This is a genomic window from Comamonas sp. DB36, assembly GCF_057914905.1.
This window is the reverse complement of the sequence record NZ_CP196631.1, coordinates 1,139,596-1,160,998: the sequence shown is the minus strand read 5'-3', so window position 1 is coordinate 1,160,998 and position 21,403 is coordinate 1,139,596. Positions and strand designations below refer to the sequence as shown.

Annotated in this window: 20 protein-coding genes; 12 read left to right on the top strand and 8 right to left on the bottom strand. The window is 66.6% G+C overall.

Annotation, left to right across the window (positions count from 1 at the left end):
* Positions 1-14: 14 nt before the first annotated feature.
* The 4 genes from ACSVDO_RS05510 to ACSVDO_RS05495 all read left to right on the top strand — a co-directional run bounded on the left by ACSVDO_RS05510 (position 15) and on the right by ACSVDO_RS05495 (position 5,065).
* Entirely contained in the window at positions 15-1,100 is a 1,086-nt protein-coding gene (locus tag ACSVDO_RS05510; protein WP_332534978.1) for a tartrate dehydrogenase, read from the top strand.
* Between the two features lie 123 nt (positions 1,101-1,223).
* Positions 1,224-2,528 carry a glycerate kinase type-2 family protein gene (locus ACSVDO_RS05505; RefSeq protein WP_332534980.1) on the top strand — a complete coding sequence of 435 codons (1,305 nt, stop codon included), beginning with the start codon at positions 1,224-1,226 and terminating at the stop codon, positions 2,526-2,528.
* 1 nt (position 2,529) lies between these two features.
* Entirely contained in the window at positions 2,530-3,948 is a 1,419-nt protein-coding gene (gene pyk, locus ACSVDO_RS05500) for a pyruvate kinase (protein WP_332534982.1), read from the top strand.
* A gap of 139 nt (positions 3,949-4,087) precedes the next feature.
* Positions 4,088-5,065, top strand: coding sequence for a Bug family tripartite tricarboxylate transporter substrate binding protein (locus ACSVDO_RS05495; RefSeq protein WP_489595268.1), 978 nt, complete (start codon positions 4,088-4,090; stop codon positions 5,063-5,065).
* Between the two features lie 21 nt (positions 5,066-5,086).
* Here ACSVDO_RS05495 and ACSVDO_RS05490 read toward each other — a convergent pair whose 3' ends face one another.
* Together ACSVDO_RS05490 and coaBC are read right to left on the bottom strand one after the other, a co-directional pair.
* Entirely contained in the window at positions 5,087-5,587 is a 501-nt protein-coding gene (locus ACSVDO_RS05490) for a hypothetical protein (protein WP_332534985.1), read from the bottom strand.
* Complete coding sequence (gene coaBC, locus ACSVDO_RS05485; RefSeq protein WP_489595266.1) at positions 5,584-6,840, bottom strand: bifunctional phosphopantothenoylcysteine decarboxylase/phosphopantothenate--cysteine ligase CoaBC; 1,257 nt, start codon at positions 6,838-6,840, stop codon at positions 5,584-5,586. Before coaBC ends, ACSVDO_RS05490 begins: the two co-directional genes overlap by 4 nt.
* 185 nt (positions 6,841-7,025) lie before the next feature.
* Here coaBC and pyrG point away from each other — a divergent pair, with 185 nt between their 5' ends.
* From pyrG to ACSVDO_RS05460, 5 genes are all read left to right on the top strand, one after another.
* Positions 7,026-8,693, top strand: a complete 1,668-nt coding sequence (pyrG, locus tag ACSVDO_RS05480) for a CTP synthase (protein ID WP_332534989.1) — start codon at positions 7,026-7,028, stop codon at positions 8,691-8,693.
* A gap of 23 nt (positions 8,694-8,716) precedes the next feature.
* Positions 8,717-9,574 carry a 3-deoxy-8-phosphooctulonate synthase gene (gene kdsA, locus ACSVDO_RS05475; protein WP_213304307.1) on the top strand — a complete coding sequence of 286 codons (858 nt, stop codon included), beginning with the start codon at positions 8,717-8,719 and terminating at the stop codon, positions 9,572-9,574.
* An 84-nt stretch (positions 9,575-9,658) separates the two neighbouring features.
* On the top strand, positions 9,659-10,945 hold the full coding sequence (gene eno / locus ACSVDO_RS05470; RefSeq protein ID WP_489595263.1) for a phosphopyruvate hydratase: 1,287 nt from the start codon (positions 9,659-9,661) through the stop codon (positions 10,943-10,945).
* Positions 10,946-11,035: 90 nt separating this feature from the next.
* Positions 11,036-11,314, top strand: coding sequence for a septum formation initiator family protein (locus ACSVDO_RS05465; protein WP_213304313.1), 279 nt, complete (start codon positions 11,036-11,038; stop codon positions 11,312-11,314).
* 10 nt (positions 11,315-11,324) lie between these two features.
* Positions 11,325-11,813, top strand: coding sequence for a hypothetical protein (locus tag ACSVDO_RS05460; protein ID WP_332534992.1), 489 nt, complete (start codon positions 11,325-11,327; stop codon positions 11,811-11,813).
* Positions 11,814-11,822: 9 nt separating this feature from the next.
* Here ACSVDO_RS05460 and hslO read toward each other — a convergent pair whose 3' ends face one another.
* Together hslO and ACSVDO_RS05450 are read right to left on the bottom strand one after the other, a co-directional pair.
* A complete protein-coding gene (hslO, locus tag ACSVDO_RS05455) occupies positions 11,823-12,821 on the bottom strand; it encodes an Hsp33 family molecular chaperone HslO (protein ID WP_332534994.1) in 999 nt (332 codons plus the stop codon).
* A 29-nt stretch (positions 12,822-12,850) separates the two neighbouring features.
* The gene (locus ACSVDO_RS05450; protein WP_332534995.1) at positions 12,851-13,375 is read right to left on the bottom strand and encodes a gamma carbonic anhydrase family protein; all 525 of its coding nucleotides are present in this window, start codon (positions 13,373-13,375) and stop codon (positions 12,851-12,853) included.
* Positions 13,376-13,418: 43 nt separating this feature from the next.
* Between ACSVDO_RS05450 and ACSVDO_RS05445 the strand changes: the two genes are divergently transcribed.
* The 3 genes from ACSVDO_RS05445 to ACSVDO_RS05435 all read left to right on the top strand — a co-directional run bounded on the left by ACSVDO_RS05445 (position 13,419) and on the right by ACSVDO_RS05435 (position 16,900).
* The gene (locus ACSVDO_RS05445; RefSeq protein ID WP_332534997.1) at positions 13,419-14,219 is read left to right on the top strand and encodes a ferritin-like domain-containing protein; all 801 of its coding nucleotides are present in this window, start codon (positions 13,419-13,421) and stop codon (positions 14,217-14,219) included.
* Between the two features lie 96 nt (positions 14,220-14,315).
* Entirely contained in the window at positions 14,316-15,563 is a 1,248-nt protein-coding gene (locus ACSVDO_RS05440) for an EAL and HDOD domain-containing protein (RefSeq protein WP_332534999.1), read from the top strand.
* A 59-nt stretch (positions 15,564-15,622) separates the two neighbouring features.
* Positions 15,623-16,900: an EAL and HDOD domain-containing protein gene (locus tag ACSVDO_RS05435; RefSeq protein ID WP_332535000.1), complete on the top strand. Its 1,278-nt coding sequence runs from the start codon at positions 15,623-15,625 to the stop codon at positions 16,898-16,900.
* 176 nt (positions 16,901-17,076) lie between these two features.
* On the opposite strand, the gene ACSVDO_RS05430 is transcribed toward ACSVDO_RS05435, so the two are convergent.
* From ACSVDO_RS05430 to queG, 4 genes are all read right to left on the bottom strand, one after another.
* Positions 17,077-18,057: a Bug family tripartite tricarboxylate transporter substrate binding protein gene (locus ACSVDO_RS05430; protein WP_489595260.1), complete on the bottom strand. Its 981-nt coding sequence runs from the start codon at positions 18,055-18,057 to the stop codon at positions 17,077-17,079.
* Between the two features lie 148 nt (positions 18,058-18,205).
* Positions 18,206-19,111 carry a site-specific tyrosine recombinase XerD gene (xerD, locus tag ACSVDO_RS05425; RefSeq protein ID WP_489595258.1) on the bottom strand — a complete coding sequence of 302 codons (906 nt, stop codon included), beginning with the start codon at positions 19,109-19,111 and terminating at the stop codon, positions 18,206-18,208.
* A gap of 146 nt (positions 19,112-19,257) precedes the next feature.
* Positions 19,258-20,223: a tripartite tricarboxylate transporter substrate binding protein BugE gene (locus tag ACSVDO_RS05420; RefSeq protein WP_332535005.1), complete on the bottom strand. Its 966-nt coding sequence runs from the start codon at positions 20,221-20,223 to the stop codon at positions 19,258-19,260.
* A 110-nt stretch (positions 20,224-20,333) separates the two neighbouring features.
* The gene (gene queG / locus ACSVDO_RS05415; RefSeq protein WP_489595256.1) at positions 20,334-21,395 is read right to left on the bottom strand and encodes a tRNA epoxyqueuosine(34) reductase QueG; all 1,062 of its coding nucleotides are present in this window, start codon (positions 21,393-21,395) and stop codon (positions 20,334-20,336) included.
* Positions 21,396-21,403 lie beyond the last annotated feature (8 nt).

Sequence of the window (21,403 nt, the reverse complement as noted above, 5' to 3'; positions counted from 1 at the left end):
CACGGAAACCAACCATGAAGACATACCGCATTGCAACCATTCCCGGCGACGGCATAGGCAAGGAAGTCGTGCCCGCGGGCCAGGAAGTCCTGCAGGCGCTGGCGCGCGCTGGCAGCCGCTTCCAGTTCGAATTCGAGAACTTCGGCTGGGGCGGCGACTGGTACCGCGAACACGGCGAGATGATGCCCGCCGACGGCCTGGAAGCGCTCAAGAACAAGGACGCGATCCTGTTCGGCTCGGCCGGCGACCCGCATATTCCCGACCACATCACGCTCTGGGGCCTGCGCCTGAAGATCTGCCAGGGCTTCGACCAGTACGCCAACGTTCGCCCCACGCGCATCCTGCCGGGCATCGACGGCCCGCTCAAGCGCTGCGGCCCCGACGACCTCAACTGGGTGATCGTGCGCGAGAACTCCGAAGGCGAGTATTCGGGCGTGGGCGGGCGGGTGCACCAGGGTCATCCGATCGAAGCCGCAACCGATGTCTCGATGATGACGCGCGCCGGCGTGGAACGCATCATCCGCTACGCGTTCAAGCTGGCCCAGTCGCGTCCGCGCAAGCTGCTGACCGTGGTCACCAAGAGCAACGCCCAGCGCCACGCGATGGTGATGTGGGACGAGATTGCCGTGCAGATCTCCAAGGAGTTCCCCGACGTCACGTGGGACAAGGAACTGGTCGACGCCGCGACCGCGCGCATGGTCAACCGCCCGGCGACGCTGGACACCATCGTCGCCACCAACCTGCATGCCGACATCCTCAGCGACCTGGCCGCGGCCCTGGCCGGCAGCCTGGGCATAGCGCCCACGGGCAACATCGATCCCGAGCGCCGCTACCCGTCCATGTTCGAGCCCATCCACGGATCGGCGTTCGACATCATGGGCCAGGGCCTGGCCAACCCGGTCGGCACGTTCTGGTCGGTGGTAATGCTGCTCGAACACCTGGGCGAGCACGAGGCCGCGGCCCAGGTCATGCAGGCCGTGGAAAGCGTGACCGCCAACCCGGCGCTGCACACGCGCGATCTGGGCGGCACGGCGACCACGGCCCAGGTCACCCAGGCGGTCTGCGAACAGCTGGCCGCCACGGCGCTGCAGGCCGCCTGATCGTCCCCCAGCGGCAGCGCGCCGCTCGCTCGCCGGGCAGGTGCGGGCCCGGCAGGCCTCTCGAGCTCGCCTGGCCCGAAGGCCCGGCATGCCCCCCGCGGCATCATTGTTGAGGACCCATCGATGTCATCTTCCCCCGAGAGCGCCCTGCTGCGCGCCATGTTCGACGCGGCCATCGCGGCCGCCCAGCCCGCGGTCTGCCTGCCGCCACATCTGCCGCAGCCACCCAAAGGCCGGCTGGTGGTGATAGGCGCAGGCAAGGCTTCGGCCGCGATGGCCAGCGCACTGGAAAAGCACTGGCCCGGCCCGCTGACCGGGCTGGTGGTCACGCGCCACGGCTACGGCGTGCCCTGCGAGCGCGTGGAAATCGTCGAAGCCGCGCATCCGGTGCCCGACGCCGCGGGCGAAGACGCGGCGCGGCGCATGCTGGCCCTGGTTGCCGGACTCTGCGCCGACGACCTGGTGATCGCCCTGATTTCCGGCGGCGGCTCGGCGCTGCTGCCGCTGGCCCTGCCCGGCCTGACGCTGGCCGACAAGCAGGCCTTGAACCGCGCGCTGCTGGCCAGCGGCGCGAGCATAGGCGAAATGAATTGCGTGCGCCGCCATCTTTCCGCGATCAAGGGCGGGCGGCTGGCTGCGGCCTGCCATCCCGCGCGGGTGCTCAACCTGCTGCTGTCCGATGTCCCGGGCGACGACCCCATAGACATCGCCTCAGGCCCCACCGTGCCCGACCCCACGACCTGCGCCGACGCGCTGCAGATCCTGCGCCGCTACCGGATCGACGTTGCGCCGCGCGCGCTGGCGCTGCTGCAAAGCCAGGAAGGCGAAAGCCTCAAGCCCGGCGACCCGCGCCTGCCCGAGATCACGACGCGCTTCATCGCCACGCCGCAGCAGGCGCTCGAGGCCGCGGCGCAGGTCGCGCGCCAGGCCGGCTGGGACGCGCACATCCTGGGCGACGCGATCGAAGGCGAAGCGCGCGAAGTCGCCCGGGCCCTGGCCGGCGTCGCGCTGCAGATCGCGCGCCGCGGCCAGCCCCTGCGCGCACCCTGCGTGCTGCTGTCGGGCGGCGAGACCACGGTCACGCTGCGCGGCCAAGGCCGCGGCGGACGCAATGTCGAATTCCTGCTGTCGCTGGGACTGGCGCTCGATGCCGAACCCGGCGTCTTCGCGCTCGCGGGCGATACCGACGGCGTCGACGGCCAGGAAGAGATTGCCGGCGCGCTGCTCACGCCCGACACGCTGGCGCGCGCCTGGGAGTGCGGACTGCGGCCACGCGAGCAGCTCGACGACAACGACGGACACGGCTTTTTCGAGCGCCTGGGGGACACGGTGGTGACCGGCCCCACGCACACCAATGTCAACGATTTTCGCGCCCTGCTGATCCAGGCCCATGCCGGCCCGGACCGCAGCGCGCACGGGAAGCCATAGCATGCGCAGAAACAAGAACGCCAAGATCGTGGCGACCCTGGGCCCGGCCAGCGACGACCGCGAGACCATACTGGCGCTGTTCGAGGCCGGAGCCGATGTCTTTCGCCTCAACTTCAGCCACGGCAAGCATGAGGACCACCAGCGCCGGCTCGAGATCATCCGCGAGATCGAACGCAGCAGCGGCCGCCCCATAGGAGTGCTGCTCGACCTGCAAGGCCCGAAGCTGCGCATAGGTACGTTTCCCGACGGCCCCGTCACCCTGGTCGAAGGCCAGGCGTTCCGGTTGGATCTGGACAGCGCCACGCCGGGCAGCGCCATGCGCGTCGCGCTGCCGCATGCGGAAATCTTCGCGGCGCTCGAAGCGGGCACCGAACTGCTGCTCGACGACGGCCGGCTGCGGCTGCGCGTGGAGCAGTTCGGCGCCGATTTCGCCCAGACGCGGGTGATCAACGGCGGCCCGCTGTCGGACCGCAAGGGCGTCAACGTTCCCGGCGTGGTGCTGCCGCTGTCGGCCCTCACCGAAAAGGACCGCATCGACCTGGCCTGCGGATTGCGCCTGGGTGTCGACTGGGTCGCGCTGTCGTTCGTGCAGCGGCCCGAGGACATCATCGAAGTGCGCGCCCTGGTCGAGGGGCGCGCCGCCATCGTCGCCAAGCTCGAGAAGCCCGCGGCGATCGCGTCGCTGGAAGCCATCGTCGCCGAGGCCGACGCGATCATGGTGGCGCGCGGCGACCTGGGCGTGGAAATGCCCGCACAGCAGGTGCCGTCCATCCAGAAACGCATCGTCCGGGCCTGCCGCAAGGCCGGCAAGCCGGTGATCGTCGCCACGCAGATGCTCGAATCCATGGTCAGCGCGCCCGTGCCCACGCGCGCCGAAGCTTCCGACGTGGCCACGGCCATCTACGAGGGCGCGGATGCGGTGATGCTGTCCGCGGAATCGGCCAGCGGCCGCTACCCCGTGCAGGCAGTGCGCATGATGAGCAGCATCATCAGCCATACCGAGTCGGACCCCAACTACCAGGCGGCGATCGAGGCCGCGCGCGCCGAGCCCCAGCCGCTCGCCGCCGACGCCATCGGTTTCGCGCTGCGCCATGTGACGCGCCTGCTCAATGCGGCCGCGACCGTGGCCTATACCAGCTCGGGCTATTCCGCGATCCGCATGGCGCGCGAGCGGCCGCAGGCGCCGATCATAGGCATGACCCCGCGCCTGGCGACCGCGCGCCGCCTGGCGCTGGTGTGGGGCGTGCACGCGGTGCTGTGCCACGACGTCGCCGACGTTCCCGAGATGACCGACCTGGCCAGCCGCACGGCGCTGCAGCAAGGCTTCGGTGCGGTCGGCCAGACGCTGGTGATTTCCGCTGGCCTGCCGTTCGCCACCTCGGGCACGACCAATCTGCTGCGCATCGCGCAGATCGCCTGAGTTAACGCGTCTGCCCTCAGCGAGCCATCGGGACAAACCGCCATGATTGTTTTCTTGAGGTTAAAGACGCATTAACTTCGCGCCCGGCCGCTCGCCGCCTTGCCAGCCCAGAATGAAATCAACAACAAGGAGACAAACCGTGAAGACCTCTTTCTTTCGTCCACGCGCCACCTTCGTGGCCATTGCCCTCGGCCTGACTTCGGCGCTGGCCGCCGCCCAGGGCTTTCCCGCCAAGCCGATCACGCTGGTCGTGCCCTTCCCGCCCGGCGGCAGCTCCGACGTGCTGGCACGCGCGCTCACCGACAAGCTGTCGCAGAGCCTGGGCCAGCCGGTGATCGTCGAAAGCCGGCCCGGCGCGGGCGCGACGCTGGGCGCGGCGTATGTTGCCGCGGCCAAGCCCGACGGCTACACGCTGCTGCTGGGCGCGGTGCACCACGCGATTGCCACCAGCGTCTACAAGAAGCTGCCCTACGACTTCGAGAAGAGCTTTGCGCCCGTCACCACGCTGGCCATGGTGCCCAATGTGCTGGTGATCAACGCGAAATCGCCGGCCACGGATGTCAGGGGCCTGGTGGCCGAAGCCCGGGCGGCAAAGGACAAGCTGGCCTATGGCTCGAACGGCAACGGCACGCTGCAGCATCTGGTCGGCACGCAGTTTGCCGCGCTGTCGGGCATAGAGCTGCTGCATGTGCCCTACAAGGGCAGCGCGCCGCTGACCACCGATCTGCTGGGCGGCCAGGTGACGATGTCGTTCGATACGCTCACGCCCGTGATGCCTTTCATCAAGGCAGGCAAGCTGCGCCCGCTGGCCGTCACAACGGCCAGGCGCTCGAGCAGCCTGCCCGACATCCCGACGCTGGAGGAAGCCGGTCTAAAGGGCTTCGACCAGGGCACCTGGTTCGGCATCCTGGCACCCGCCGGCACGCCCAGGGACGTGGTCGCCAAGCTGAACGGCGAGATGGTCAAGATCATCCACTCGCCGGACTTCAAGAAGCGCATGGCGGATGTGGGCGCCGAGCCCATTGGCAACTCGGCCGAGCAGATGGCCGAGCAGATCAAGTCGGACACTGCCAAGTACGCCCGGCTGTCCAGGGAAGCCAACGTCGTGATCGACTGACCCATGCCAGGGCGCGCGCGTTCAGCCCTTCTTGCTGCCCAGCAGCTTGCGAAAGATATTGACTATCCAGCTGCCGATCAGGATCAGGCCGATCAGCCAGATCATTCCGCCCTGCCAGAAGAACAGCGCCACCACCACCGGCAGCCAGATCAGCAGCGGCAACAGCTTCAGCCCGACTTTCAGCGCGGGCTTGTTGGCGGCCTGCTGCGCCTGGGAGCGCAGGCGCTCGAGGCTGTCGGCCGCGGCAGTCTTGGAGGCCTGCGCCGGGTGGCGGCGCGCGCCGGCCGGATTGCCGGTCGCGGGGGCTTTCGGCGCGCGTGCGTCATGCACCGGCGCGCTCGGGCGGGCATGCGCCAGGCGCTGGCTTTCGGCGTTCGACAGCAGCTGCTCGACATAGCGCACGAAGTCGCCGTCGGCCGGGCCGCTGTAATCGGAGCTGGTCAGGCTTACCGGCGTCTGCGGGCCCAGCGGCGTCTTGCCGCGGCCCTTGAAAGGCGGCAGGTTGTTGGTCCAGGGGTTCATGTGAGCACCTGTGAAGCGCCGGGGCGCAGCGTGGACTGCGCGCCGCCCAGGCGCTGGGCAATCTCGGCAACCAGCTGCTGGGCCAGCACGCGCTTGGACGCATGGGGAAGTTCACGGTGACCGTGGGCATCGATCAGCAGCAGGGCGTTGTCGTCCTGGCCGAACGTCGCCGGGCCGATGTTGCCGACCAGCAGCGGCACCTGCTTGCGCAGCCGCTTGGCGGTGGCGTGGGCCAGCAGGTCGTGGCTTTCGGCGGCAAAGCCCACGCAGTACAGCTGGCCGGCGCGCGCGCGCGGCGACTGGGCGACGCGCGCCAGGATGTCGGTGTTCTCGACAAAGGCCAGCGCCGGCACTTCGCCCGAGCCGTCCTTCTTGATCTTCTGCTGCGAAGCCTGGGCCGGGCGCCAGTCGGCCACGGCCGCGGTGGCAATGAAGACGGTGGCGGCGTCGACCGCCTGCTCCACGGCCATGCCCATCTGCTCGGCCGACTCCACGTTGATGCGGCGCACGCCGCGCGGCGTGGGCAGATGCACGGGGCCGGCGACCAGCGTGACTTCGGCGCCGGCTTCGCGCGCCGCGCGCGCAATGGCAAAGCCCATCTTGCCGCTGGAGCGGTTGGTGATGCCCCGCACCGGGTCTATGGCTTCAAAGGTCGGGCCGGCCGTGACCAGCAGATGCTGGCCCGCAAGTCTGCGCGGCGTGAAGAAGGCGCTGAGCTCTTCCATCAGTTCGGCCGGCTCGAGCATGCGGCCGTTGCCGGTCTCGCCGCAGGCCTGCTCGCCCGTGCCCACGCCCAGCACCGTGGCGCCATCGCGCGCCACCTGGGCGAAATTGCGCTGGGTCGCGGGATGGACCCACATTTCGCGGTTCATTGCGGGTGCCAGCAGCAGCGGCACGCGCTCGATGGGCCGCGCCAGGCACAGCAGGCTCAGCAGTTCGTCGGACCGGCCCTGGGCCAGGCGCGCGGCGAAATCGGCGCTGCACGGCGCGATCAGGATGGCATCGGCTTCGCGGCTCAGGTTGATGTGCGGCATGTTGTTCGCTTCACGCGCATCCCACTGCGAGCCGTAGACCGTGCGGCCCGACAGCGCCTGCATGGTCACGGGCGTGATGAACTGCTCGGCTGCCTCGGTCATCACGACCTGCACGGTCGCGCCGGCCTTGATCAGCAGCCGACACAGCTCCGCCGACTTGTAACAAGCTACGCCTCCACTGAGACCCAGAACCAGATGTTTGCCAGCGAACTCTTTCATGCACCTAATTTAGCAGACAAGGCCGCGCTTGACAGGGTATATCGGTGCCGTATCGGGCGGGTGAAATGGGCACGCATCTATAATCCTTCTTTACCAACACCTATAAGGCAAGCTTCGCGCAACTGTCGCGCCGTGTGCATTCACGTCCACTTGCCGCTCGATCTGCGCAGAGCTTCTATAAAGACATGACCAAATTTGTCTTCGTCACCGGCGGTGTGGTGTCTTCCCTGGGCAAGGGAATCGCCTCCGCCTCCCTTGCTGCGATCCTCGAATCGCGCGGCCTCAAAGTCACTCTGATCAAGCTCGATCCCTACATCAACGTGGATCCTGGCACCATGTCGCCGTTCCAGCACGGTGAAGTGTTCGTGACGGACGACGGCGCCGAAACCGATCTGGACCTGGGTCATTACGAGCGTTTCATCGAAACGCGCATGAAGCAGTCCAACAACTTCACCACCGGCCGCATCTACCAGAGCGTGCTCGAGAAGGAACGCCGCGGCGACTATCTCGGCAAGACCGTGCAGGTCATCCCGCACGTGACCAATGAAATCCAGGACTACATCAAGCGCGGCGCCGGCATAGGCACGCCCGACGCCGTCGATGTGGCGATCTGCGAAATCGGCGGCACGGTGGGCGACATCGAGTCCCTGCCCTTCCTCGAAGCCGTGCGCCAACTGAGCCTCAAGCTGGGCCCGAACAATTCGGCCTTCGTGCACCTGACCTACCTGCCCTGGATCGCCACGGCCGGCGAGCTCAAGACCAAGCCCACCCAGCACACGGTGCAAAAGCTGCGCGAGATCGGCATCCAGCCCGACGCGCTGCTGTGCCGCGCGCTGCACCCCGTGCCCGCCGAGGAACGCGAAAAGATTTCGCTGTTCACCAACGTGCCCGAATGGGGCGTGATCTCGATGTGGGACGTGGACACCATCTACAAGGTGCCGCGCATGCTGCACGAGCAAGGTCTTGACGGCCTGGTCTGCGACAAGCTGCGCCTGAACACTCCGCCCACCAGCCTCAAGCGCTGGGACGAGCTGGTGCATGAGACCGAGCATCCCCAGGGCGAAGTCAAGATCGCCATGGTCGGCAAGTATGTCGACCTGTCGGACAGCTACAAGTCGGTCAACGAAGCCCTGCGCCACGCGGGCATGCGCAACCATGTGCGCGTCAAGATCGACCACCTCGACTCCGAGACCATCGAAGCCGCGGATGCGAGCGAGAAGCTCGCCAAGTACGACGCCATTCTGGTGCCCGGCGGCTTCGGCTCGCGCGGTGTCGAAGGCAAGATCTGCACGGCGCGCTTTGCGCGTGAGAACAAGGTGCCCTACCTGGGCATCTGCCTGGGCATGCAGGTTGCCACCATCGAGTACGCGCGCCATGTCGCCGGCCTCGACAAGGCCAACTCGACCGAGTTCGACCCCACGACCCCCCACCCCGTGATCGCGCTGATCAACGAGTGGAAGGACGAGGACGGCACGATCAAGAAGCGCGACGAGAACTCCGACCTGGGCGGCACCATGCGCCTGGGCGCGCAGAGCTCCGACGTGCAGCCCGATACGCTGGCCCACAGCATCTATGGCCCGGTCGTGACCGAGCGCCATCGCCACCGCTACGAAGCCAACGTGAACTACCTGGACAAGCTGCGCGACGCCGGCCTGGTGATCTCGGCGCTGACCCAGCGCGAGAACCTGACCGAAATCGTCGAGCTGCCCAGCACCGTCCACCCCTGGTACATCGGCGTGCAGTTCCACCCCGAGTTCAAGTCCACGCCCTGGAACGGCCACCCGCTGTTCAACGCCTTCATCAAGGCCGCGCTCGTGCACCAGAAGCAGCGCGTTGGCGCAGCCAAGGCCTGATAGCCTCCTCAAAGGAAACTCCCATGAAACTCTGCGGCTTTGACATCGGTCTGGACCAGCGCTTTTTCCTCATTGCCGGACCTTGCGTGGTCGAGTCCGAGCAGCTGCAGATGGACGTGGCCGGCCAGCTCAAGGAAATCACCTCGAGCCTGGGCATCAACTTCATCTTCAAGAGCAGTTTCGACAAGGCCAACCGTTCCTCGGGCGCGAGCTTTCGCGGCCCGGGCATGGAAAAAGGCCTGGAGATCCTCGCCAAGGTGCGCAAGGAACTCAACGTTCCCATCCTGACCGATGTGCACACGGTCGAGGAAGTGCCCTATGTGGCCAGCATCGTCGACATGCTGCAGACGCCGGCCTTCCTGTGCCGCCAGACGGATTTCATCCGCGCGGTCGCCCAGTCGGGCAAGCCGGTGAACATCAAGAAGGGCCAGTTCCTGGCCCCGCACGACATGAAGCATGTCATCGCCAAGGCGCGCGCCGCGGCGCTCGAGGTCGGCCTGCCCGAGGATTCGTTTACCGCCTGCGAGCGCGGCGCGAGCTTCGGCTACAACAACCTGGTCAGCGACATGCGTTCGCTGGCCATCATGCGCGAGACCAACGCCCCGGTGGTGTTTGACGCCACGCACAGCGTGCAGCTGCCCGGCGGCAACGGCGAGACCAGCGGCGGCATGCGCGAGATGGTGCCGGTGCTGTCGCGCGCGGCCGTGGCGGTGGGCGTTTCCGGCCTGTTCATGGAAACCCACCCCGATCCCTGCAACGCGCTGTCCGACGGCCCGAATGCCGTGCCGCTCAAGCACATGCGCGCGCTGCTCGAAACGCTGGTGGCGCTCGACGACGTGACCAAGCGCAACGGTTTCCTCGAAAACCAGTTTGGCGCCTGAGACCCCTGCCTGATTCCAGCGGCCGGGGCCCTGCCCCGCTTCGTGGCTGGATGACCTGATTCAAAAAACCTTCAAAGGAAAATCATGAGTGCGATTGTTGATATCGTTGGCCGCGAAGTGCTGGACAGCCGCGGCAACCCTACCGTCGAATGCGATGTGCTGCTGGAATCGGGCGTGATGGGCCGTGCAGCCGTGCCGTCGGGCGCGTCCACCGGTTCGCGCGAAGCCATCGAGCTGCGCGACGGCGACAAGAGCCGCTACCTGGGCAAGGGCGTGCTCAAGGCCGTGGAACACATCAACACCGAAATCTCGGAAGCCGTGCTGGGCCTGGACGCCTCCGAACAGGCCTTCCTCGACAAGACCTTGATCGACCTCGACGGTACCGACAACAAGGGTCGCCTGGGCGCCAATGCCATGCTGGCCGTGTCGATGGCCGTGGCCCGCGCCGCCGCCGAAGAAGCCGGCCTGCCGCTGTACCGCTACCTCGGCGGCATGGGCGGCATGCAGCTGCCCGTGCCCATGATGAACGTCATCAACGGCGGCGCGCACGCCAACAACTCGCTCGACCTGCAGGAGCTGATGATCATTCCCGTGGGCGCACCCACGTTCCGCGAAGCCGTGCGCTGGGGCGCAGAAGTGTTCCACGCCCTCAAGAAGATCATCCATGACAAGGGCATGAGCACGGCCGTGGGCGACGAAGGCGGTTTCGCGCCTTCCGTGGAAAACCACGAAGCCGCGATCCAGCTGATCCTCGACGCCATCGAGGCCGCGGGCTACAAGGCCGGCGAACAGATCGCCCTGGGCCTGGACTGCGCCGCCAGCGAGTTCTACAAGGACGGCATGTATGTGCTGGCCGGCGAAGGCAACATGACGCTGACGGCCACGCAGTGGACCGACATGCTGGCCGGCTGGTGCGACAAGTACCCCATCATCTCGATCGAAGACGGCATGGCCGAAGGCGACTGGGACGGCTGGAAGATCCTCACCGACCGCCTGGCCGCCAAGGTGCAGCTGGTGGGCGACGACCTGTTCGTCACCAACACCAAGATCCTCAAGGAAGGCATCGACAAGAAGATCGCCAACTCCATCCTGATCAAGATCAACCAGATCGGCACGCTGACCGAGACCTTCGCCGCCATTGAAATGGCCAAGCGCGCGGGCTACACGGCCGTGATCTCGCACCGTTCGGGCGAGACCGAGGACTCGACGATTGCCGACATCGCCGTGGGCACCAATGCCGGCCAGATCAAGACCGGCTCGCTGTCGCGCTCGGACCGCATGGCCAAGTACAACCAGCTGCTGCGCATCGAGGAAGACCTGGGCGAAATCGCCGTCTACCCCGGCCGCGACGCTTTCTACAACCTGCGTTAAAAAGGCAGGGGCTGGGCGCAGCCCACGGTGAAGAGGCCAGGGCTTCTTCACCGCCACTGTTTCCCGCACCCCGCTACCGACACTATCTCCATGGTCAATCGCATCGTTCCGCTGGTTTTGCTGGTGCTTCTCGCCGCCGTCCATGCGCAGCTGTGGCTGGGCCATGGCAGCGTGGCCTATGTGCAGGAGCTGCGCGAGCAGATCGACGGACAGAACGCCGCGAACGCCCTGGTGCGCCAGGACAACGAGCGTCTGCAGGTCGAGGTCAACGACCTCAAGAACGGTCTTGAAATGGTCGAGGCCAAGGCCCGCAGCGAACTGGGCATGCTCAAGCCCAATGAAATCTTCGTGCAGGTCACGCACCGCTGACCTGCATTCCATGGCGCCAGACTCCCTTGCCGCCGCGCCCGCCGGCTGCCTGGTGCATGTGCTGGGCGCCTGCCACAGCGGCGCACAAGCGCTGTGCGCCGATCTGGCGCTGGCGCTGCCGCATTGCAGCGTGCTGAACGCCAGCCTGGCCTGGCTGGGCGAACCCACTCCCCCACTTTCCTCGCAGCCGCTGCAATGCTGGCTGCTGTGCGGGCTCGATCTCGACTGCCCGCCGCCGCTGCAGGCGCGCCAGCAGCACGAAGACGCAGCGCTGCGCGCCCGGCTCGCGCGCGCCGGCCTGGTGTTTCGCGTGGTCTATGGCACTACGCCGCAGCAGCGGCTGTCGCAGGCGCTGCAGGCCATTGACGCGGTCGCGCCCTGCGAGGCCACGGCGCGCCACCGGCCCGGCCAGGCCGCCCAGCGGCTGCGGCCCATGTGCGAGCAGTGCAGCGATCCGGATTGCGAAAGGCGCTTGTTTACCCGGCACGCCGCCGGATGATGCTGCGGCTTATTGCACCGCTTCCGAGCTCGGCGGCTGCTTTTCGACGCCCGTGAACAGCGTCGCGGCATCAATGGGGTCGAAGCGGTACTGCTGGCCGCAATACTCGCAGCCGACCTCGATCTGGCCGCGTTCCTGCACGATGCTTTCGATCTCGTCCAGGCCCAGCGTGCGCAGCATGCCGGCCACGCGTTCGCGGCTGCAGTTGCAGGCAAAACGCGGCGCGGTATCGCCTTCCTGGGGCGCGAAGCGCACCAGCTTCTCTTCCCAGAACAGCCGGCGCAAGATGGTGTCGACGTCCAGCGTCAGCAGCTCTTCGCGCGTCAGGCTGGAGGCCAGCGTGGCGATGCGGTTGTACTCTTCGTTCAGGCCGTTCTGGTCCAGGCCCGACTCCGCGCTCTCGGTCGCGGCCGCGAGGTTGGCTTCGCCCTTGACCGGCATGCGCTGGATCAGCAGGCCCGCGGCGACCTGGTCGTTGGCGGCCAGCACCAGCACCGTGTCGAGCTGTTCCGACTGCAGCATATAGAACTGCAGCGCCTCCGACAGGCGCTCGAAGCGCCGGCCGTTGGCGTCCTCCAGCGGCACCACGCCCTGGTAGGGCTGCTGGCCGGGCTGGCGGTCCTTGGGATCCAGTGTGATCGCGCAGCGCGCGCCGCCCGCCACATTGAGCAGATCGGCAAGATGGGCGTCGTCGGCCACGGGACGGTCGCTGCGCACCGTTGCCGTGGCGCGCACGCTCAGGTCCGGCTGGACCTCGGTCACGGCGAGCTTCACCGGGCCGTCGCCGAACACCTGCATGACCAGCGCCCCATTGAACTTGATGTTCGACTGCATCAGCACGCCCGCGGCCGCCATTTCGCCGAGCAGCGCCTGCACCGGCGGCGCATAGGCGCCGGTGTCGCTGTTGCCCGCGCGGCGCGCGAGGATTTCGGTCCAGGCATCGGTCAGGCGCACGATCATTCCGCGCACGGGCAGGCCATCGAAAAGGAATTTATGGAGTTCAGACACGCAGGAGTTCCTGGAAAAATGCCCGGTTTTCAGCCGAGCTTGCGCAAGCCGCTCTTGTAGCGGCGCGCGTTGTCAATGTAATGCTGCGCACTCTTGCGCAGCCCGTCGATCTGCTCGGGACTCAGCTCGCGCACCGCCTTGGCGGGGCTGCCGATGATCATCGAGCCGTCGGGAAATTCCTTGCCTTCGGTGACCAGCGCGCCGGCGCCGACCAGGCAATTCTTGCCGATCTTCGCGCCATTGAGAATCACCGCCCCGATGCCGATCAGCGACTCGTCGCCAATGGTGCAGCCATGCAGCATGACCTGGTGGCCCACCGTGACGCGCTCGCCCACGACCAGCGGCTGGCCCGGATCGGCGTGCAGCACGCTGCCATCCTGGATATTGCTGCCCGCGCCAATGTGCAGGTTCGCCGTATCGCCACGCAGCACGCTGCCAAACCAGATGCTCACGTCCTCGCCCAGCACCACATCGCCAATCACCTGGGCGCTGTCAGCGACCCAGGCCGAGGCAGCCATTTGCGGCGCACGGCCTTCGAGTTCATAAATCGCCATCGGGTTTGTCTCCGTTTGTTATGTAAAACCTAGAATTGTAGGGATGGAGTTACGTCAACACGCCCTTGAGGCTTTATGCCTTGCCGACCCCGAGCACAAAGCCCGCCAGACGCTGCATATGTATGCGCAGCAGGATTTTTCAATAGATCCGGCCGCGGAACTTGTGCCCGCGCCCGGCGCCACGCTGCCCGGCCATCCCGAACGCCCCGAGCTGCGCGTGCACACGGAAATGGCGCGGCGCTCGCCGGCCACGGCCCATGGCCGCGCGGTGCTGATCCACGCGATCGCGCATATCGAGTACAACGCCATCAACCTCGCGCTGGACGCAATCTGGCGTTTCCCGGGCATGCCCCAGGCGTTCTACCGCGACTGGCTGCAGGTCGCGGCCGAGGAAGCCAAGCATTTCAACCTGCTGCGCACCCACCTGCGCGCCCAGGGCCACGACTATGGCGACTTTCCCGCCCACCAGGGCCAATGGACCATGTGCGAGAAGACCCAGGACGACATCGTCGCGCGCATGGCACTGGTGCCGCGCACCATGGAAGCGCGCGGGCTGGACGCGACGCCGCAGATCCAGGCCAAGCTGCGCCAGGTGGGCACGCCCGACGCGCTGGCCGCAGTCGAGATCCTCGACGTGATCCTGCGCGAGGAAGTCGGCCATGTGGCGATAGGCAATCACTGGTACCGCTGGCTTTGCGCGCGCGACGGCCTCGAGCCCGAAGCGCATTTCATCGAGCTGATGCGTCGCTACGAGGCGCCGCGCCTGCGCCCGCCTTTCAACACCCAGGCCAGGCGCGCTGCCGGCTTCAGCGAAAACGAACTGCGCTGGCTGGAACAAAGCTGAACGCCGCACGCATTGAGACCCCCCGGGCGCGAAACTTGTTCCTACAATCAATGCGCTCGGGCAAATGCCCTGATTCGCCTTGTTAGATTGCGACCCATGATTCCTTCGACCACTGTCCCCGCCTCCGCCCCGCCCCTGATTGCCCGGCAGTGCATAGTCAACCACCTCAGGCAGGTGGTCGGCTACGAATTGTTCAACCGCTCGCGCGGTGCTTCCGTGCACACCGCCGCATCCGATGTGCTGCTGGTGTTCACCGCGCTGTCGCATGTGGGCACCGAAGACATCGTGGGCACCAAGCTGCTGTTCGTCAACTGCACGCACGAAAGCCTTGCAGGAGGTCACCTGGACCTGCTCAATCCGGCGCAGATGGTGCTCGAGATTCCACCGCTGGGGCATGCGGCCAGCGACGAGGTGACCGCGCGCCTGCCCATCCTGGCCGAGCTGCGCGCCCAGGGCTTTCGCCTGGCGTTCAGCCACAGCGTGCTCGACTCCGCCTATGCGCCCTGGCTGCAGCTGGCCGACTACATCAAGCTCGACCTGTCGGCATTGGCGCTCGATCAGCTCGCGGTGCTGGTCCAGTACGCGCGCCGCAACACCCAGGCCCAGCTGATTGCCGAGAAAGTCGAAACCCAGCAGCACTATGAGACCGCGAGCCGCCACGGCGTGGAGCTGTTCCAGGGCTATCTGTTCGCGCGGCCGTCGGAAGTGCACACCCAGCTGCTGCCGCCGGCCCAGGCCCACATCATCGAACTGATCAACCTGTTGCGCACCCAGGCCACCACCGAAGCCATCGAAGAAGTGCTGAAGAAAGATGCAGGGCTGGCGTTCAACCTGATGCGGCTGATCAACTCGGCGGGCTTCGGTCTGCGCCGTGAAGTCAACTCGTTCCGCGAAGCGGTGATGATTCTCGGCCTGCGCAAGCTGTTCCGCTGGGCCGCGCTGCTGTTCACGGCCACGCGGGATGGCGGCCCGCCACCGGCCATCTGCCAGACCGCCGTGGTCCGTGGCCGGCTCATGGAGCTGCTGGCGCTCGAGGCAAACATGGGTGCGGAGGTGGCCGACCAGGCGTTCGTGACCGGCCTGTTCTCGCTGCTCGATGCGATGCTGCCGCTGCAGCTGGCGCCCGCACTGGCGCTGATCAACCTGCCCGAAGCCGTGTCCGCGGCGCTGCTGCAGGGCGAAGGCCAGCTGGCCATGCTGCTGACGCTGGCCAAGGCCTGCGAGTCCAGCGACGACGAAGCCTTCGACCATGCCGCGCGCAGCCTCGAACTCAACAGCACGCAGATCAACGGCGCCCACCTGCAGGCCCTTGCCTGGACCGATCATCTGACCGATCCGCTGTAACATGCCCCCTGTCCATCCAATGCACACGCCCTCGACGCAGTTGCCTTCATAATCCAACAATGAGTTTCATTGCCCCCGGTGCCCTTGCCTCGCCCGCCTTGCCCCAAGGCGTCGATGATGACAATCTGGCCGTCATCGCCAGGCAGGCCATCGTGAATGAGAAACGCGAGGTCTACGGCTACGAGCTGTTCGACCGCTCGACCGCGCGCGATGCCCATACCGCCGCGAGCGATGCCGCGCTGCTGTTCAATGCGCTGTCATATGCGGGTGCCGAAGCGCTGGTCGGCCAGAAACTGGTGTTCATCAACTGCACCCAGGAGAGTCTTGCCGGCGGCCACCTTGAGCTGATCCATCCCGACAAGGTCGTGCTCGAAGTGCCCACGCTCGACGAAGGGGCGACCCAGGCCGAGATCGAAGCCCGGCTGAGCATCTTCAATGCGCTGCGCGAACGCGGTTTCCGCCTGGCGTTCAACCAGAACCTGCTGCGCCGCGCCTATTCGAGCTGGCTGCCCATGGCCTCGTTCATCAAGCTCGACCTGCAGTCGTTCGCGCTCAAGGATGCGCAGTCGCTGGTGAACTTCGCGCGCACCTATTCCAACGCCAAGATCGTCGCCGAAAAAGTCGAGACCGCCGAGCAGTTCGAGCACATGCGCGAGCTCGGCGTGCATTATTTCCAGGGCTACTGGTTTGCCAAGCCCGACCTGGTGCGCGCCCAGACCATACGCCCGTCGCAGGCCACCATCCTGCAGCTGATCAACCTGTTGCGCCAGCAGGCCGGTACCGCCGAGATCGAAGACCTGCTGAAGAAGGACCCGACGCTGTCCTTCAATCTGCTGCGCTTCATCAACTCCTCGGGCTTCGGGCTGTCGTGCGAGATCACCTCGTTCCGCCATGCGGTGATGATCCTGGGCATCAAGAAGCTGTTTCGCTGGGCCGCGCTGCTGATGACCACCTCGCGCGGCGGCGGCTCGTCACCGGCCGTGGGCCAGACGGCCGTGGTGCGCGGGCGGCTGATGGAACTGCTCACCGCCGAGCTGCTGCCGCCCGAGGAATCCGACAACGCATTTGTCGTCGGCGTGTTCTCGCTGCTCGACGTGATGCTGGGCGTGCCGCTGAACAAGGCGCTGGAATCGGTGGCCCTGCCCCAGCCCGTGATCGATGCGCTGCTGCACGGCACGGGCGTGTTCGCGCCTTTCCTCGAACTGACCAAGGCCTGCGAAAGCGGCGACGACGCCACTTTTGCGCGCAATGCCAACGCCTTGCATCTGACCAACCACCAGGTCAACTGGGCCCACCTGCAGGCGCTGGCCTGGGCAGAAAACCTGGACGCGGAATAATTGCCCCCACGCTTGCGCGCTTCGCGCAGCTGCACTGGGGCCCTCGCCGCCTAGGGACGGCCCGGCGGCGGCTCGATTCGCCCTTTGCGGATGCCGCGCTGTCTCACCCGACGCTCTCGCAAAAAAAGGCCGGCTGCCCGTGAGGACAGCCGGCCTTTTTGCGCAGCGCACAATGCTCAGTCGAGCTTGATGTTTGCCGCGCGGATGATGCGCGCATTGGCTTGCGACTCTTCGGCGATCTGGCGCGCGAACTCGGCGGCCTTGCCGCCGGTGGACACGTTGTCGGTCGCCGTCAGCTTGGCCTGCAGGTCGGGACTGGCCAGCGCCTTGTTGATTTCGGTGTTCAGCCGCTCGACGATGGCCGTGGGCGTGCCGGCCGGCGCGAACACGCCGAACAGCGACGACAGGTTGGCCGCAGGGTAGCCCAGCTCGCCCAGCGTGGGCACATTGGGCAAAGAGGCCAGGCGCTTGGGCGCGCCCACGGCCAGCGGGTGGAACGAGCCGGCCTTGATGTGCTGCAGCACGGCCGGGCCGGCATTGGTCGACAGCACCTCGAACTGCGCGCTCAGGCCGTCGTTGAGCTGCTGGCCGCCGCCCTTGTAGGGGATATGGGTGATCTGGGCCTTGGCCGAATAGGCGATCTGCTCGAGCATGATGTGGCCCAGCGAAGCCAGACCGGCCGTGGCCCAGCGTATGCTGCCCGGGTCCTTCTTGGCCTGATCGATCAGCTGGCCGAAATCCTTGGCTGTGCTGCGCTTGGTCGCGAGCAGCAGCACGGGCGAGTACATCACGCTGGCCACGGGCACCAGGTCCTTGGCGGGATCGAAAGGCAGCTTGCCCAGGTGCGGGCTCAGCGCCAGCGGGCTGATCGCCGAGAAGCCCAGCGTATAGCCGTCGGGCTGGGCCTTGGCGACCTGGTCCAGGCCGATGGCGCCACCGGCGCCGGCCTTGTTCTCGACCACGATGGGCTGGCCCAGCTGCGCCGTGAGCTTGTCGCCCAGCGCGCGCGCGACCACGTCGCTCACGCCACCCGCGGGATAGGACACCACCACGCGCACGGGACGCGCAGGCCAGCTCTGGGGCTGGGCCCAGGCCATCATGGGCAGCACGGCCAGCGCACCGGCGGCGAGCCAGCTGCGACGCAAGGAATTTGTCATTACCACTCCGAAATCAAGATGTAGGGGAAGGCAGGCGCGACCGCACAGGCCGGTCGCGGCGCAAGGCCTGCATTTTGCCTTAGGCCACGTAAGCAACGCTAATCACTGTCATAAAACCGCAACGCAAACCATCCATTCAAACCCTGATCTAGCCGCGCGGATGGTGCTCGGCATGCAGCTTCTTGAGGCGTTCGCGCGCCACATGGGTATAGATCGTGGTGGTCGAAATGTCTACATGGCCCAGCAGCATCTGCACCACGCGCAGGTCGGCGCCGTGGTTGAGCAGATGGGTCGCGAACGCATGGCGCAGCGTGTGCGGCGACAGCGGCGCGGTGATGCCCGCCTGCTGCGCGTACTTCTTCACCAGCAGCCAGAACATCACGCGCGACATGCCGCTGCCGCGCTGGGTCACGAACAGGTCGTCGCTGTGCTGGCCGCCCAGGATGGCCTGGCGCCCTTCCTGCAGAAAACGTTGCAGCCACCACGCGGCCTCGTCGCCGAACGGCACCAGGCGCTCGCGCTGGCCCTTGCCCGTGACGCGCACCACGCCCGCGCGCAGATCCACCTGGTGGTTCTGCAGGCCCACGAGCTCGCTCACGCGCAGGCCGCTGGCATACATCAGCTCCAGCATGCTGCGGTCGCGCAGGCCCAGCGGCGTGGCGGCGTCGGGCGCGTTGAGCAGCGCCTCGACCTGGGCCTGGGTCAACGTATGCGGCAGGCGTGGCGGCTGGCGCGCGGCCAGCAGGCGCACCGTGGGATCGGCGGCCACGCGCTTTTCGCGCAGCGCCCAGTGGAAGTAGCGCCGCAGCACCGTGAGCCGGCGGTTGGCGCTGGTCGCCTTGGTCTGCTCGATGCGCGCGGCAAAGTAGGCCTGCAGTTCAGGCTCCTGCGTGGCGTCGAGCGCCAGCGGCTCGGGCAGTTGCGCCAGCCATTGGGAATAAAGCGTCAGATCACGCCGGTAGGCGGCCAGCGTGTTGCGCGCCAGCCCATCCTCGAGAAACAGCGCATCGACAAAGGCATCGATGGCCGACTGGCTTTCGGGCAGGGGGGGCATCGCTGAGGATGAAGGCAAGGGAGTCGGCATGCGCCAAGCCTACACCGTAAGCCGCATGCGAAAAACCCGCAGCGCCGGCGCGGGGCCGATGCTGCGGGTCTTGATGGCGTCGGCCGTCGCGCCCGGCGACAGCCCCAAGCGCACGCTCAGTCGAGCGTCAGCTTCTGCTTGGCAACCACGTCCTTGTAGACGGCCAGTTCGTTCTTGAGTTCGGCAGCGAACTCTTCGGGCGAGTTGGCGACGACCAGCGAGCCGGTGTCCTCGATGCGCTTGCGCACTGCGGGGTCCTGCAGCACCTTGCGCGTCGCGGCATTGATCTTGTCGACCAGTTCCTTGGGCATGTTCTTGGGGCCCAGAATGCCGTAGAACGCCATGCGGTTGACCTGCTCGAGGCCGACTTCCTTGAAGGTCGGCACGTCGGGCAGAACGGCCAGGCGCTGCGGAGCGGCCACGGCAATCGCGATCAGGCGCTTGTCCTTGATGAAGGGCAGGGCCGAAGGCAGGTTGTCGAGCACCATGGGGATCTGACCGGCAACGGCGTCATTGAGCGCCGGGCCCGCGCCGCGGTAAGGCACGTGGACCATGTCGATCTGCGTCAGGCTCTTGTACAGCTCCATCAGCATGTGCTGCACGCCGCCCGTGCCCGACGAACCGTACGAGTACTTGCCGGGGTTCTTCTTGAGCAGGGCTTCGAACGACTTGTAGTCCGTTGCGGGGAACTTGGGGTTGACCGCGATCACATTGGGCGTGGCCGCAATGTTGATGATGGGCGTGAAGTCCTTGATCGGGTCGTAAGGCGTCTTGGGGTTGATGGCCGGGTTGGTGGCCATGCTCGACAGCGTGGCAATGCCCAGGTTGTAGCCATCGGGCTTCTGACGCGCGGTCTCGAGCGCACCGATCGCACCGCCGCCACCGCCGCGGTTGTCGACCACGACGACCTGGCCCAGCTCCTTGCCCAGCGGGTCGGCAATCACGCGCGCAATGATGTCGGTGGTGCCGCCGGCCGCAAAGGGAACCAGCAGTTTGATGGGCTTCGTTGGGTAGGCCTGGGCCATGACAACCGAACTCGCGAGTGCCAGGGTAAGGCCGAGCCAGCGATTGCGTTGAGACATAAAAGTCACCTTTTAGGGTTTTTAGACTTTGGAATGCTAAGGGTAGGACCCCGATCGGCAAAGCGCCTGCAGGCATTAATTCATGGGTGTTTACCCTAGGATTTGCACCACTAGCGTGCGCCGGCAGTTTCCATCTCGCGCTGCGCCAAAGCCCATTGCACATGCTCGCGCACCAGCGCATCGGGATGCTCGCTGCGGCTGAGCAAGGCCTGCTGCGCGGCGCTGTCACCGGTCTCGCGCCAGGCGTTGCCCAGCGCCACGGCGATATTGCGCAGCCAGCGCGAGTGACCGATGCGGCGTATCGGGCTGCCTTCGGTGCAGCGCAAGAAAGTCGCTTCGTCCCAGGCAAACAGCTGCACCAATTGAGCGCCCACCAGGCCGGCGCGCGCATCGAAATCGGGCAGGCTGCTGCGCTGGGCAAACTTGTTCCAGGGGCAGGCCAGCTGGCAGTCGTCGCAGCCGTAGATGCGGTTGCCCATGGCGGGGCGCAGCTCCTCGGGAATCGCGCCCGCGTGCTCTATCGTCAGATAGGAAATGCAGCGGCGCGCGTCCACGCGCTGCGGCCCGACGATGGCCCCCGTGGGGCAGGCATCGCTGCAGGCCTGGCAGCTGCCGCAATGGGCCGTGACCGGCGCGGTCGGCTCCAGCGCCAGATCGACATAGATCTCGCCGAGAAAGAACATCGAGCCGGCTTCGCGGTTGAGCACCAGCGTGTGCTTGCCGCGCCAGCCCTGGCCGCTGCGCCGCGCGAGTTCGGCTTCGAGCACGGGAGCGGAGTCGGTGAACACGCGGTGGCCGAACGGACCGACTTCGGCGGCAATCAGATCGCAGAGCTTTTGCAGACGCGCGCGCAACACCTTGTGATAATCACGTCCACGGGCATAGACGGAAACGATGGCTTCGCCCGGACGTTCGAGGCGCGACCATTCGAGCGCCTGCCAGTCCTGGGGGGTGTCGCGCGGCAGATAGTCCATGCGCACCGTGATCACGCTCACCGTGCCGGGCACGAGTTCGGCCGGACGCGCACGCTTGAGCCCATGGGCCTGCATGTAATGCATATCGCCATGGAACCCTTGGGCCAGCCATTGGATCAACCCAGGCTCGGATGAGGACAAATCCACGCCCGCGACCCCGATTTGGGAAAATCCCAGCCCACGGGCCCAGCCTTGCATCAAAGGAA